Source organism: Aliivibrio sifiae, from assembly GCF_002954715.1.
Lineage (GTDB): Bacteria > Pseudomonadota > Gammaproteobacteria > Enterobacterales > Vibrionaceae > Aliivibrio > Aliivibrio sifiae.
The window spans coordinates 604,358-618,137 of sequence record NZ_MSCP01000001.1; the positions used below are offsets into that span (position 1 = coordinate 604,358).

At 39.3% G+C, this 13,780-nt stretch carries 11 protein-coding genes; 8 read left to right on the plus strand and 3 right to left on the minus strand.

All coding sequences use genetic code 11. The features are described from left to right. Positions 1-22: 22 nt before the first annotated feature. Complete coding sequence (locus BTO23_RS02735; RefSeq protein WP_060991396.1) at positions 23-1,369, minus strand: anti-phage deoxyguanosine triphosphatase; 1,347 nt, start codon at positions 1,367-1,369, stop codon at positions 23-25. A gap of 170 nt (positions 1,370-1,539) precedes the next feature. On the opposite strand from BTO23_RS02735, the gene BTO23_RS02740 reads away from it, so the two are divergent. From BTO23_RS02740 to BTO23_RS02750, 3 genes are all read left to right on the plus strand, one after another. Then, positions 1,540-2,937, plus strand: a complete 1,398-nt coding sequence (locus BTO23_RS02740) for a coniferyl aldehyde dehydrogenase (RefSeq protein ID WP_105062890.1) — start codon at positions 1,540-1,542, stop codon at positions 2,935-2,937. 103 nt (positions 2,938-3,040) lie between these two features. After that, positions 3,041-3,913 (plus strand): DMT family transporter, encoded by an 873-nt coding sequence (locus BTO23_RS02745; RefSeq protein ID WP_060991837.1) that lies wholly within the window; start codon positions 3,041-3,043, stop codon positions 3,911-3,913. 184 nt (positions 3,914-4,097) lie between these two features. After that, positions 4,098-5,402 (plus strand): hypothetical protein, encoded by a 1,305-nt coding sequence (locus BTO23_RS02750; protein WP_105062891.1) that lies wholly within the window; start codon positions 4,098-4,100, stop codon positions 5,400-5,402. A gap of 63 nt (positions 5,403-5,465) precedes the next feature. On the opposite strand, the gene BTO23_RS02755 is transcribed toward BTO23_RS02750, so the two are convergent. Then, positions 5,466-6,614, minus strand: coding sequence for an iron-containing alcohol dehydrogenase (locus BTO23_RS02755; RefSeq protein ID WP_060991393.1), 1,149 nt, complete (start codon positions 6,612-6,614; stop codon positions 5,466-5,468). Between the two features lie 192 nt (positions 6,615-6,806). Between BTO23_RS02755 and BTO23_RS02760 the strand changes: the two genes are divergently transcribed. Both BTO23_RS02760 and BTO23_RS02765 read left to right on the plus strand, forming a co-directional pair. Further along, the gene (locus BTO23_RS02760) at positions 6,807-7,691 is read left to right on the plus strand and encodes an AraC family transcriptional regulator (RefSeq protein ID WP_105062892.1); all 885 of its coding nucleotides are present in this window, start codon (positions 6,807-6,809) and stop codon (positions 7,689-7,691) included. A 41-nt stretch (positions 7,692-7,732) separates the two neighbouring features. Continuing rightward, positions 7,733-8,266, plus strand: coding sequence for a dihydrofolate reductase family protein (locus BTO23_RS02765; RefSeq protein ID WP_105062893.1), 534 nt, complete (start codon positions 7,733-7,735; stop codon positions 8,264-8,266). Positions 8,267-8,345: 79 nt separating this feature from the next. Here BTO23_RS02765 and BTO23_RS02770 read toward each other — a convergent pair whose 3' ends face one another. Beyond that, the gene (locus tag BTO23_RS02770) at positions 8,346-9,560 is read right to left on the minus strand and encodes a pyridoxal phosphate-dependent aminotransferase (RefSeq protein ID WP_060991388.1); all 1,215 of its coding nucleotides are present in this window, start codon (positions 9,558-9,560) and stop codon (positions 8,346-8,348) included. Positions 9,561-9,948: 388 nt separating this feature from the next. Between BTO23_RS02770 and BTO23_RS02775 the strand changes: the two genes are divergently transcribed. From BTO23_RS02775 to menH, 3 genes are read left to right on the plus strand one after another with little or no spacing between them, the layout of a single operon-like run. Next, positions 9,949-11,271 (plus strand): isochorismate synthase, encoded by a 1,323-nt coding sequence (locus tag BTO23_RS02775; RefSeq protein WP_060991387.1) that lies wholly within the window; start codon positions 9,949-9,951, stop codon positions 11,269-11,271. Continuing rightward, on the plus strand, positions 11,268-12,998 hold the full coding sequence (gene menD / locus BTO23_RS02780) for a 2-succinyl-5-enolpyruvyl-6-hydroxy-3-cyclohexene-1-carboxylic-acid synthase (protein WP_105062894.1): 1,731 nt from the start codon (positions 11,268-11,270) through the stop codon (positions 12,996-12,998). Before BTO23_RS02775 ends, menD begins: the two co-directional genes overlap by 4 nt. Continuing rightward, the gene (gene menH, locus BTO23_RS02785) at positions 12,982-13,776 is read left to right on the plus strand and encodes a 2-succinyl-6-hydroxy-2,4-cyclohexadiene-1-carboxylate synthase (RefSeq protein ID WP_060991385.1); all 795 of its coding nucleotides are present in this window, start codon (positions 12,982-12,984) and stop codon (positions 13,774-13,776) included. The genes menD and menH overlap by 17 nt, the downstream gene beginning before the upstream one ends. The last annotated feature ends 4 nt before the right edge of the window (positions 13,777-13,780 follow it).

The following is a 13,780-nucleotide window of genomic DNA, read 5'->3' on the forward strand; positions in this document are numbered from 1 at the left end:
ATCAGGGTATGGTTTATCGTTGTTAAATAGGAACAAATAGCTGATTATATAAACGTTGAGCATAACCATCGGTCATGCCGGCAATATAATCAGCAATGACACGGTGAGCATTCCCACCAGAAGCAATTGCCTCTTGCCATTCTCGTTTATCATTTTCAGGTAATAAACGTTCAGGGTCCGAATTCAGAGCATCAAATATTTCCATTACAATTTGTTGACCTTTGTATTCAATTCGCTGCATTTCAGAGTTATGAATGACGTATTGTCCTACAAACTTTTTAAGAACCTCTAGAGCATAGGTCATTGAAGGACTTAAATACGCATTCCAACGAAGTAATTCAGATTCAAATGCTGGCTCTTCTTCAAAAGTCGTTGGTTTAATTGTAATAGACGTTAATAGCGCATTTACTATGCTGCCAATACCATCTTTGCGTTTATATTGAAGGCCTGAAAATAACTTATCACTAATGGTTTCAATATTAGCTTCAAACCATTCATCTCCACACTCAGCAAGCCTACTTGCTACGGATTCTTGCCATTGATTTCTTGTGACAATTCCCATCACAATTGCATCTTCTAAATCATGAACGCCATAAGCTATATCGTCAGCCAGTTCCATAATAGAGCAATCGATAGATTTAAAGCGTGTTTTTCTATGACTATCGTCATCTTCTTTTTGGAATCGAAGTGTCGATAGAAGTATTTTATCGTGACCGGATAATGGCGCTAAAACCCAATTAAGAATTTGTGCGTCATCACGATAGATCCCTTTAGGTGGGTGCCATTCAATCGATTTTAGATGACGCAGATTTGTGACATCTTCAGGGCGGTGCTTAGAATGTACTTGGTCAAGAAATGCAGGGTATTTTAGTACACCCAATAAGGTTCTTCTGGCTAGGTTCATTCCAAAATGTTCAGTGTAAGGTTCTAATTTACTTAATATACGTAAAGTCTGTCCGTTACCTTCAAAGCCACCATGGTTACGCATCATATAGTTAAGCGCAATTTCACCGCCATGACCAAAAGGAGGGTGACCGATATCATGAGCTAAACAAATACTTTCCATTAGACTGGTTGACGTTAGGAGCTCACGGAACTCAGGTTGTCTTAGTTTTAGTTGTGCGACGAGACCAGTACCGATTTGTGATACTTCTAAAGAGTGCGTTAAGCGAGTGCGGTAAAAGTCATTTACGCTACCAGGTCCATGAACTTGAGTCTTTGCTTGTAGACGACGAAAAGCAGCAGAGTGGAGAATACGAGCACGATCTCGTTGAAAAACGCTGCGCTGATCATTACGACGTAACTTTTGTTCGTTACTAATGCGATCTTCCCAATGTGGGGATAGAGTAATATCGATTGTTTTATTCATTATTATTGTTCTCGAAGTTATTGCTACACCTCTATCATTACAGGCTTGTCACAAAAAGATCAACGACTTATTTGAAAAATAGAGCCAGAACACATTGTGAAATTATCATTATTCAGTTCATTAAAGTGGGTTGCTATAATTAGATTCACTTTGTTTAATGGAATAAGATCATGAGCAGCGTCGTTAATCTATCGTATGAATTTGAACAGCTTCAACAGGCATATCAAGCGACACCATATCCTTCAAAAGAAGAGCGACTCTCTTTACTTAATGAGCTAAAAGTGTCGTTATTATCAGAAAAGACCAACACGGTTGAAGCATTAGAAAAAGACTATGGCTATCGTAGTCAGTTTGATTCAACGATTTGTGATTTAATGCCTTCAATACAACATATTAACTACACCATTAAACGCTTATCTAAATGGCTTAAACCTCAAAAGCGTCATGCGGGTTTATTGCTTTCACCCTCAAAATTACACATTCAATATCAGCCTCTTGGAGTTGTAGGTGTCATTGTGCCGTGGAATTTTCCAATCTACCTGAGTGTTGCGCCGATAGTCACTGCTATTGCGGCAGGTAATCGTGTGATGGTAAAGCTAAGTGAATACACTCCAGAGACCAATCAAGTACTTCGTCGTGTGTTTGCTTCAATTTCTGAGTATATTTGTGTTGTTGAAGGTGGCAGCGAAGTGGCGGCAGAGTTCTCTCAACTTCCTTTTAATCATCTTTTATTTACGGGTTCTACTCAGGTTGGAAAATTAGTGGCTAGTGCTGCAGCCAAAAATCTTACGCCAGTAACGCTTGAATTAGGAGGAAAATCCCCAGTCATCATTGCTGAAGATGCAGATCTAATTTCTGCGGTTGATGCTATTATGTTAGGGAAATCAATGAATGCAGGGCAAATATGTGTCGCGCCCGATTATGTGTTTGTTCCAAAAGATAAAGTTGATAAATTTATTTCACTTTATTCTCACCGTTTTTTACAAGTTTTTCCCGAGAAAAAGGGACATCGAGAATACAGTCACATTATCAATCAAGCTCAATATGATCGCTTATCTCACTACTTAGAAGATGCGGAAGGTAAGGGAGCAAAAATTACTTTAATTGGTGAGCCAGAAAAAACTCAAGGACGGTCATTTTTACCTCATATTGTGACTAACGTGAATGATGATATGTTGCTAATGAAGGAAGAGATATTCGGTCCTATCTTACCTATTATCGGTTACCAACATATTGGAGAAGCCATCAGCTACATCCAAGGACGTCCACGTCCTCTAGCGCTTTATATCATGTCGTTAGATAAAGAGATGATTCAACATATTTGTCAAAATACACACAGTGGTGGAGTAGCTATCAATGATACGACAATGCACGTTGCCGCAGATGATGCACCTTTTGGTGGTATTGGAGATTCCGGAATGGGGAGCTATCATGGTATTGAAGGCTTTAAAACCTTCTCCCATGTAAAAACAATGCTGACTACACCTAAGTGGTTGCCAAGGGCTAGATTATTATTAAAACATAAGAAATTGATGCTGAAATTACTAAGTCGACAGTTTATGAAGTAATAGTTCTAATTTAGACGCTATTGGTATGGCTTAACAGTTGGCAAATGAGGGGAACAGTCGTATGATCTGTTTCCCTTTTTTAATGTGAATGATGACCTTTTTTATGTCTCAGCATCAACCAGTCCAAGGTGCATCTTGGATGTTAACCGCAGGCCTTGCCTTTGCGATAGTTAACAGCATTGCTCAATATGTGAGTATGAACTTTGGCCTTCCATCAACTATGGTGGCTTTGGTTCAATATGGGATAGCGTTGATCGTCATCTTACCTTATCTACGAACACTAGGGCTTCGTAATTCACTTCGAACTCAACATTTTGGAATGCATGCGTTGCGTGTATTTTTGTCAGTAATAGGTATTCAACTCTGGTTGTGGGCTCTTGCTTATCCTGTACCTATTTGGCAAGGGATTGCATTATTAATGACCTCTCCTTTATTTGCGACTATTGGCTCTGGCTTATTCTTAAAAGAGAAGGTGGGTGCAGCTCGTTGGTGTGCCACGTTAGCCGGTTTCGCTGGTGCAATGATCATTCTTGAGCCATGGTCAGATACTTTCACATGGGCAACATTACTGCCTGTAGGTGCAGCTTTCTTTTGGGCATGTTATTCGTTAATGGTTAAGAAAATGTCGGCAAATGATTCACCATCAACCATGGTGGTTTATCTTCTGGTTCTTATTACTCCCTTTAACATTTTGCTCGCGCTGCCTGATTGGCATACACCAACAGGCATGAACGTATGGCTGTTACTTTTCGGCGCTGGTGTGATGACGGCGTTAGCGCAATGGGCGATTGTAAAAGCATATGCGGTTGCTGATGCGTCATTTGTACAACCGTTTGATCATGCTAAATTACCATTGAACGTATTAGCGGGTTGGATGGTATTTGGTTGGGCACCACCAGGACGTTTATGGTTAGGTGCTGCGATTATTATTGCTTCAGTTGCTTTTATTACGCAATGGGAACGTAAGAAGAAGTAGCTAATAAGTTATTGATAAAAAACAAAATAAGCCGAGGGTATTTAATACTCTCGGTTTTTTTTATTTAAAGTAAGAGCAATTGGCATAAGTGCTGAATTGTCAGCACTTTGAATTATGGAGGTATGGTCTTAGAAAAATAATTGAATAGGCTGATGAGGTTACATAATAATATTAAGGAGTAATTATGAATCGAGCAGTTTTTACCGCATCAACTTTATTTACCTTGGCTTTTTTTTCAGGCGCTGCAAATGCAGATGCATATCGAAATGGGCATCGAGTTGGATTAGAAGGAAACCAAAATCTAGACTATCCACAAGTTTGTATCCGTATCAATAGACAAGCTAATCGAATTCCCCTTCTTGAAACATATCAACAGTTCCAACACGATTATCCTGACGATAATATGGCGCAATTATTAGAAAGAATGGTTCAGTGGGCTGATTCTGGCATTGTTGGTCATACTTGGGTTGATCTTTTTTATAAAGATGATGAAGGAAAGGTCCAGTTTGATGGATATGGCTTCGGTAGTGATGGAAATCAAGCCAGTCGTGAATTTAGTTTTCAAAAATGTGTTCATATTGAAGATAAAAATCATGAGCAAATAAAGCAAGATATTGAATTAAAAGAAGAGGCTCTATACGTAGAAAGCAAAGAGATTGCAAAGTTGTTTTTAGGTATTGGAAAAGATTGGAATGGGGGGAAATACACACTATATGGAAATTGTGCGTGGTTTGCGGGTAATTTATTTAATGATATTGTCCCTAAAAATGAGCATGTTAATTTTGCACAAGCTTTTGATTGGGGAACGGTTATTCCTAAATGGTATCCGTTGAGTAAATATCAAGATTTGCCTGATCCTGGCTATATTGCGGAGAGTATTTCTAGAACGATTAATAGTGCTGGTTGGCATAATAATGAAGGCAGTGGTTACGGAAAACTCACCGGAGATACTTTTATCACTGCGGATGAGAATGGATTATTAAGTGGCCCTAGACATATTACAGATTACTATCCTGAGCTTGGTGACTATGCAAATTTTGTTTCAGCGGGTTATTACTCAGAGTCACAAAATAAAATGCATTTCTTTACCTACAATTTAAAACAAGATAAAGAAATAACAGTCACGCCGTACTCTTCAGACGTCACGTTTAGAAATATAGATCAAAAATTTGTGGCTGCATTCCATCACCCAAGTGATGATTCTATTGGGATGTTAGTGACAGAAGAAGGGCATATTTTAATTGCTGATTCTTTGGAAGATACAGGGAATAAGGGGTTAGAATTTTATGCTAAGGATATTACAGCCGCCTCAAATTACTTTGAAAATGGGAAAATTCTCGTACTGTTAAGACCTAATGGAGCACAATACGATGACGATAAATCAGAAGGCATTAGATTTATTAAATATGATGTTGAGCAGGATAAAGTCTTAACTGAGCCAGAAGTAGCAGAAAAGCTATCTGGATTTGATTTCTTTAAATTACAGTAATTTGTCTATTATAGTTTAAATAAGCTGACTCAGATAACGTTACTCTGAGTCAGCTTTAATTTATTATTTCACTGCATCTTCAAGAATTTGACGAGATACTTCAAGAGTGATCGCTTGGTTTTCACCTAGAGCTACCATGCCATGAGCTTCAAGTTGTTTGATGATAGAATCAATAGCTGAAAGTTTATCATCACCGTGCTCTGTTAATTCTGTTGGTGAGTTTAGGTTGTGGTAGAAAGTCTCTATCTCAACGATAGTACGTTCTGCTAAATCATCAGATGCTTCTAAGCCAAATACATTTTTGCCTAGTTGCTCTAGTTTCGCACGTTTTGCTTCGATTTGATTACGAAGTAAAGACGGTTGAATGATAGATAAAGAACGAGCGTGATCTACATGGTAAAGAGCAGTTAGTTCATGACCAATCATATGAGTAGCCCAGTCGTGAGGCACTCCTGTACCGATTAAACCATTCAATGCTTGGTTTGCTGTCCACATTAGGTTTGAGCGCCATTCATTATTGTCACGGTTATCGTACTGAGAGGCTAACGTTAACAGGTTACGAAGTAGAGTTTCTGCGTAACCATCTTGAACCATTGCGCCTGTTGGCATTGTTAGGTATTGCTCACAAGTATGAACCCATGCATCAACCAAACCGTTGATTAATTGACGTTCTGGTAACGTCTTCATTGAATCAGGATCAAGGACCGCAAATTTAGGTTGTACTGCTGCTGAGTGGAAAGGCAGTTTAGTTTGTGTCGCTTTTTGTGTAATTACAGCACCAGCATTAGATTCAGATCCTGTCGCTGGCAGTGTTAAAATTGCACCTAACGCAATTGCTTCAGTTACAGCGTGCTTTCCTATTAGGATATCCCAACCATTACCTACGTATTTTGCCGCTGCAGCAACGTATTTAGAGCCATCAATTACTGAACCACCACCAACAGCAAGAATGTAATCAATCTTCTCAGCTTTTGCGATAGCGACTGCTTTATCTAATGTTTCTACTGTTGGATTTGGCTCAACACCAGAAAACTCAATCCAAGAATGTTCAGACAGTGCCGCAACAACTTGGTCGTAAACACCGTTTGTTTTAATTGATCCACCACCATAAATTACTAATACTTTTTGATCTTGTGGGATAGATGTAGCAATCGCAGCGATTTGACCTTGGCCAAAATGAATTTGTGTTGGGTTAACGTAAGAGAATTTCATTGCTGTACCTCATTTCTTCCAAAAGGTGATGCTCTATTTTCTAGAGCTTATTATTTCAATGAGTGCATATTAGTATTCAATGGTGGTATTAGAAAGGTGAATTTCTGCATTTTTATTGCCTATTTCTACAATTTTGGGTATTTTGGGAAAAGAAATTGATAGATGTGATCTTGATAAGATAAAGGAGCGGTGATGAAATCTCTTGGTGAATTAATGCAAAGTTATGCCGACCAATATAAGTTTAATGATCTTGAAGGGATCAAAGAAACCGCGATTCCTGGCGTATGGTTTTATCGCAGTAGTAAAGGAAATCAGCGTCAGCCATTTGTTTATCAATCAGGCATTATTGTCATGGGGAAAGGGCACAAGCATATTCATATTGGCAATCAACCTGTGCACTATGGGCCTGACGATTATCTGGTTGTCGGTGTGCCAATGCCATTAGAATGTGAAGCCTTTCCTGAAGATGACAGCCCATTACTTGGTTTAACAATTAATGTTGATTCAACCTTACTTCATCGCTTAGTTAATGAGCTTGAGGCGGCTAATTTTCAAGCGCCAGCAAAATCAAATCAAGATGGTTTTGGCCTTACATCAGTAAAAATGGCTGATGATATGTTGGAGAGCTGTAAGCGCTTGATGCTGGCACTACATAGTGATCTTGATACGAAGTTATTAGGTGAATCATTATTAAATGAAATTGTCTATCGAGTACTTACTGGGACTGAAGGTCATGTGTTGTTTAATTTGGCGCACCATGATGGTCAATATGCGCGAGTAGCCAAAGCCATGAATAAAATGCATCAGTCGTATGCTGATGGTTTAACGGTGCAAAACTTAGCAGAAGAAGCGAATATGAGTGTATCCGCGTTTCATTCCGCGTTTCGTAAAGTCACTTTAGAATCTCCTTTGCAATATTTAAAGAAAGTACGCTTAAATAAAGCAAAAGAGCTAATTCAATTGGACGGTAGAAGAGTGAATGAAGCCGCACACTCTGTGGGTTACACTAGTACTTCTCAATTTAGTCGAGAATTTAAACGCCATTTTAATATGACACCAAAGGGCAGCGTGGCATAAGCCTTTTATACAAAAAATAGTAATTTATCTTGGAGTCAACAATGTTAAACAGTGTATTTATAGCAACAAGCCTAGATGGATATATCGCGGATAAAAATGGTGCGGTTGATTGGCTACATGCGATTCCTAATCCAGAGGGTAACGACATGGGTTATGCTGAGCATATAGATAGTATCGATGCGCTGGTGATGGGACGTAATACACTGGATATGGTGCTTAGTTTTGGTATTGATTGGCCCTATTCAAAACCTGTGTTTGTATTAAGTAATACCATGACTGCTGTGCCTGAAGGTTACGAAGATAAGGTGTTCCTAGTCAAAGGCCCATTAAAAGAGGTGCTAGAGAGAATTCATGCGAAAGGGTTTACGAATTTGTACATTGATGGTGGTGTCACCATTCAGAATTTCCTAAAAGAAGATTTGATTGATGAGATGGTTATTACTACTATTCCAGTACTTTTAGGAGGAGGATCGCCGCTGTTTGGTAATGTTGAGTCACCATTAGATTTTACCTGCATGAAGACGAAAACTTTCCTAGACGCCATTGTTCAGAACCATTTCGTGCGTCAGCGTTAATAATAGTCATTGTTTTTTGAATACAAAAAAGCCTGCAAATGAAGCAGGCTTTTTCTATTCAATTTGGTTTTTAGTTGAATTATTGCTTGTAGGTATGCAAGAAGCGCTCTAAGCGACCAATTGCGGTTTCCAAGTCATCAACACGAGGCAATGTTACAATGCGGAAATGATCTGGTTTTGGCCAGTTAAAGCCCGTCCCTTGAACTAATAATACTTTTTCTTTAATTAAGAAATCTAAGACAAATTTTTGGTCATCTTTGATCTTATACATTTTAGGATCAAGTTTCGGGAATAAGTACATTGCGCCTTTTGGCTTAACACAACTTACGCCTGGAATTTGTGTAATTAAATCATATGCTTTGTCACGTTGCTCTAGTAAACGTCCACCCGGTAGCAGAAGCTCATTGATGCTTTGATAGCCACCTAATGCAGTCTGAATAGCGTGCTGCATTGGGACGTTTGCACACAAGCGCATAGAAGCCAACATGTCTAAGCCCGCAATGTAACCTTGAGCGTGATCTTTTGGACCATTCAAGAACATCCAACCGCCACGGAAACCACATACACGGTACGCTTTTGATAGGCCGTTAAAAGTCACGGTTAATAGGTCAGGGGCTAGCGTTGCTAGCGTTGTATGAACAGCACCGTCATAAAGTACTTTATCGTAAATTTCATCGGCAAAGATAATCAGGTTATTTTGGCGAGCAATCTCAACAACTTGTAATAAGAAGTCACGGCTATATACCGCACCCGTTGGGTTGTTCGGGTTGATTAAGACGATACCTTTGGTATTTGGTGTGATTTTCTTTTTGATGTCATCAAGATCTGGATACCAGTCAGCACTTTCATCACACATGTAATGAACTGGTTTACCGCCAGAAAGGGCAACAGACGCGGTCCATAATGGGTAATCAGGTGCAGGAACTAGCATTTCATCGCCATTATTTAATAGTGCTTGCATTGCCATTACGATAAGTTCAGACGCACCGTTACCGATGTACACATCTTCAACGTCTAAATCTAACAAACCGCGACGCTGATAATGTTGAACAACTGCTTTACGAGCGGAATAAATACCTTTTGAATCACAGTAGCCTTGTGATGTCGGTAGATTTTTAATCACATCAACAAGAATTTCATCAGGGGCATCAAAACCAAACGGGGCGGGATTACCGATGTTTAGTTTAAGAATTTTCTGTCCTTCTTCTTCCATTCTTTTAGCATGTTTAAGAACTGGACCGCGGATGTCGTAGCATACACTGCTAAGTTTTGATGACATTCCAATATTTTGCATGGTGAAACCCTGATAAAATGAAAAACGTTATACCCCCAAATTACACTATTTTTAGGAGACTGAGAAATAATTTTTAGAAAATAATCATGTAAAAAAAGACTCTACAATATTTCCTACTAAATAATGATGAGTTTGTCTTTCATTTATAACAACCTCAGAAATTATTAGTGATAATAAGCATGATAAAGGAAAATTTACTTTGTTTTAGATTTTCACAAAAAAGAAAAATTTGATAAGAGTTTTATTTTTTACACATACAATTGATGTGAATTATTTTTTATTTTGTCACCTTTTGCTAGAATCACTAGTTCATACAAGGAAATAACAAGCAATACCGCTTGTGCAATACGGTTGCCATGATGGCTGAAAACGATCAAGAGAGGTTAATTTGTCCACTTTTCAAAATGCCATTGAATCGATTCGTCATCAAATAGCGCAGGCAACGTCATCTCATACGATTTGTCTTGAGTTAGATTGGTCGGTTGGTGATCAACTGATTGATTGGCTTGAAGCTCAACCTATTTACCCTAAATTTTATTGGCAGTCTCGTGATGGCCAAGAGGAAGTTGCTGTATTAGGCCAAGTAAAAACATTTACAGATCCAAGTGCGGCTCAGAAAGTATTAGCCCCTCAGCAACGTATTTGGGGTGGACGTTCGTTTGATGGTCGCACAGAGCGTAATCGCCGTTGCATGTCATCATTCTTCTTTTTACCGCAAGTTGAGATCTCTCGTTTAGCATCATCATGGCAGTTCATGGTGAATCTATCAGAAGACAATTCTCGTTTATTATCGACGTTGAATAAATTGGTTGAAAATTTTACGTCATTGTCTGAATTACATTGTCGAGTAACGCAGCGTATTAATACGCCAGAAAAAGCAGATTGGACCAATATGGTTAATAAAGCGTTGACGGCTATTTCAAATCAGCAGTTTGAGAAGGTGGTGTTAGCTCGGAAGACGACACTCACGTTAGATCAAAACTTATCTTCTGCACAGTTTCTGAAAGCCAGCCGTAAAGCAAACAGCCACAGCTTCCATTTTATGATGGCTCTGGACAGTGAGCATTGTTTTATTGGCTCCACACCTGAACGCCTATACGTACGTAATGGTTATGCGTTAAAAACTGAAGCATTAGCAGGAACCATCGGTCGTGGACATGACGAAGAAGAAGATAATCAATTAGCATCATGGTTAATTTCAGATAAGAAAAACCAATATGAAAACCGCTTAGTGGTGGATGACATTGTTAATCGATTATCTAAGTTCAGTTTGTCTATGAATGTGGCAGAAACCTCTGAACTAGTGAAACTACGTAAAGTTCAACATTTAAAACGCCCAATCTCGGCTGAGATCAACAGTGATTGCAGTGATTCACAATTGCTTGATAATTTGCAACCCACAGCGGCTATCGCAGGATTACCTCGAATGTCAGCATTGGATTTTATTATTGATAACGAACCTTTTGCCCGTGGTTGGTACAGCGGTGCTGTTGGTTTTTTAAGTCAACAACGCAGTGAGTTTTGTGTTGCGATTAGAAGCGCATTAGTGATGGGAAATAAACTGCATTTGTTTGCTGGCGCTGGGATTGTTCCTGGTTCTGAGCCAAGCAGCGAATGGGAAGAGTTAGATAGAAAAACATCCACCTTATGTACCTTATTAGAATCTGATATTTCTATGAATTCAGATATCACGGAGTCGCAAGTCGCATGATGCAACCAGAGCAGCAAATAATGCTAAACCAAGTTTGGGCTGAGTTGATTATTGAAGAGTTAGTTCGAAATGGAGTGAAGCATATTTGTATCGCTCCGGGATCTCGCTCAACCCCGTTAACTCTTGCTGCCTCTGAGCACGCTCATTTATCCATTCATACTCATTTTGATGAGCGAGGATTAGGTTTCTTAGCGCTTGGTATTGCCAAAGCTTCAAATGAAGCGGTTGCTGTTATTGTTACTTCAGGCACGGCCGTTGCTAATTTATTGCCTTCTGTTGCCGAGTCAGGTCTAACAAAAGAAAAATTAGTACTGCTTACTGCCGACAGACCTGTTGAGTTAATTAATTGTGGTGCAAACCAAGCGATTAATCAGCAAAATCTATTTACTTCTCATGTTTGCCATTCTTTGCAATTGCCTTCACCAAGCATTAATGTTCCTGCGCAATGGCTATTAAGTCGACTTGATCAAGCGTGTTTTACACAACAACAGGGTGGGACTATCCATATTAATTGCCCTTTTCCTGAACCGTTTTATGGTAAAAAAGATGAAATGCTTTTGCTGGATTATCTAGCACCAATTCAAGCGTGGAAAGCGGCATTTTCTCCGTATATTGAGCAACCTACCTACTCTTCAAATGTGACCGTATCACCTCAATGGATGAAAGTGGCACAAAAGAAAGGGGCGGTTATTGTTGGTAAAGTGACGTTAGAGGAAGCACAAGCGGCGGCGGCATTAGCGAAAGAGTTAGGTTGGCCAGTATTAGCAGATCCACAGTCAGGTTATTACTCATCGTGGGCACATTACGATTTATGGCTGCAAAATCCAGCGTGTGCTGAGCTCCTTGTTGATATTGAATGCGTATTGCAATTTGGCGCTCGTATTGTTTCTAAACGTTTGGCTGGGTGGCTAGAAAGATACCAGCAAGATTATTATTTGATTGACCCACACGCTGAATTACTCGATGCAACGTATCATTCTCACGTACGCTACCGTACAGATATCACGACATGGTGCCAAGTACATACTCAAAGTTTAGAGGAACGTGATTGCTTCTTTGATCATGCGCCATCATTAGCGTGGAGTGAGTCACTTAAAGTTGCCTCACAAAATGCATTAACGTTAGCGCGTTCAATGGCCTGTCATAGTGAAACATTATCAGAATTAAGCTTTGCGCTTACCATAGGCCAAAAAGCGGAATCATGTGATTGGTTTATTGGTAACAGTCTAATTGTTCGCCTGTTAGATATGGTTGGAGAGTTAAACAAACAGCATATTTATACTAATCGTGGAGCATCTGGTATTGATGGACTTGTTGCCACAGCCGTCGGTGTTCAGTTAGCAAATCAGCAGCCTTTATTAGCGTTAGTTGGTGATACCTCACTGCTTTATGATTTAAATTCATTGGCCTTACTAAAACAAGCAACCGCACCTGTTGTACTTATTGTAATGAATAATGACGGTGGTGGTATTTTTGATTTATTGCCTGTCGATGAAAAGAAAAAAGATGACTTTTATCGCATGCCACATCAATTAGAGTTTAGCCACGCTGCTGCGATGTTTGGCTTAAATTATCATAAACCAGAAACGTTAACTTGTGCGATGTCTATGATAAACGACGGTCTTAAAGAAGGGCTTCATTTAGTTGAAATTAATACGCCATCGGGTCAAGCCGGCGAAGAGTTAACTCGTTTATTTCAAACGATTCAACATGCCACTTTATTCTAAATTAAATATACCTAAAGAAAATACGACGCAATCTTGTGTCGTATTTTTACATGGATTATTAGGGTCAACTCAAGATTGGGATCAAATTGCACCTGTTATTGCTCAATCTCATCCCGTGTTATTGATTGATCTACCCGGGCATGGGCGAAGTCAATCGACAGTACTTGATGAGTTTTTAGGGTTTGAGCAAACGTGCCAGCTTATTGTTGAATCACTACTGCAAACCCCGTATCAATCGTTTGTTTTTGTTGGCTACTCTTTGGGTGGCCGAGTGGCTATGTATTTGAGCTCGCACTTTGAATTACCATCATCAATCTCTCTTTGTGGTTTATGTATTGAAGGTGGTAATTTTGGGTTGCGCTCAGAACAAGATAAACAAACTCGACTTAACAATGACATTCAATGGGCTGAACGATTTGAGCAACAACCCATTGCTGATGTTTTAGACACTTGGTATCAACAAAAGGTATTTTCTTCACTAAACCCTGAGCAAAGACAAGTTTTAGTCACTAAAAGAAGTGATAACCTTGGTCACTCAATTGGAATGATGTTGAGATCTACGTCACTGGCTAAGCAACCGTATTTGCTTGATGCTTTACATCGTAGCACCATTCCTATGCTTTATATTTGCGGCGAAGCAGATAACAAATTTCAACACTTGGCTGAGCAAAGTCAATTAACGTATCAAATCATTGCTCAGGCGGGTCATAACGCTCATGTGGAACAGCCCGAACGCTTTACACATGTACTTAATACATTCTTACAACAATGGAAATAAAACC

Bases quoted from the DNA above. Each gene is read 5' to 3' on its own strand.
- BTO23_RS02770 (WP_060991388.1), bottom strand. From the start codon at position 9,560: ATGCAAAATATTGGAATGTCATCAAAACTTAGCAGTGTATGCTACGAC.
- BTO23_RS02755 (WP_060991393.1), bottom strand. From the start codon at position 6,614: ATGAAATTCTCTTACGTTAACCCAACACAAATTCATTTTGGCCAAGGT.
- menD (WP_105062894.1), top strand. From the start codon at position 11,268: ATGATGCAACCAGAGCAGCAAATAATGCTAAACCAAGTTTGGGCTGAG.
- menH (WP_060991385.1), top strand. From the start codon at position 12,982: ATGCCACTTTATTCTAAATTAAATATACCTAAAGAAAATACGACGCAA.
- BTO23_RS02745 (WP_060991837.1), top strand. From the start codon at position 3,041: ATGTCTCAGCATCAACCAGTCCAAGGTGCATCTTGGATGTTAACCGCA.
- BTO23_RS02735 (WP_060991396.1), bottom strand. From the start codon at position 1,369: ATGAATAAAACAATCGATATTACTCTATCCCCACATTGGGAAGATCGC.
- BTO23_RS02760 (WP_105062892.1), top strand. From the start codon at position 6,807: ATGAAATCTCTTGGTGAATTAATGCAAAGTTATGCCGACCAATATAAG.
- BTO23_RS02750 (WP_105062891.1), top strand. From the start codon at position 4,098: ATGAATCGAGCAGTTTTTACCGCATCAACTTTATTTACCTTGGCTTTT.
- BTO23_RS02765 (WP_105062893.1), top strand. From the start codon at position 7,733: ATGTTAAACAGTGTATTTATAGCAACAAGCCTAGATGGATATATCGCG.
- BTO23_RS02740 (WP_105062890.1), top strand. From the start codon at position 1,540: ATGAGCAGCGTCGTTAATCTATCGTATGAATTTGAACAGCTTCAACAG.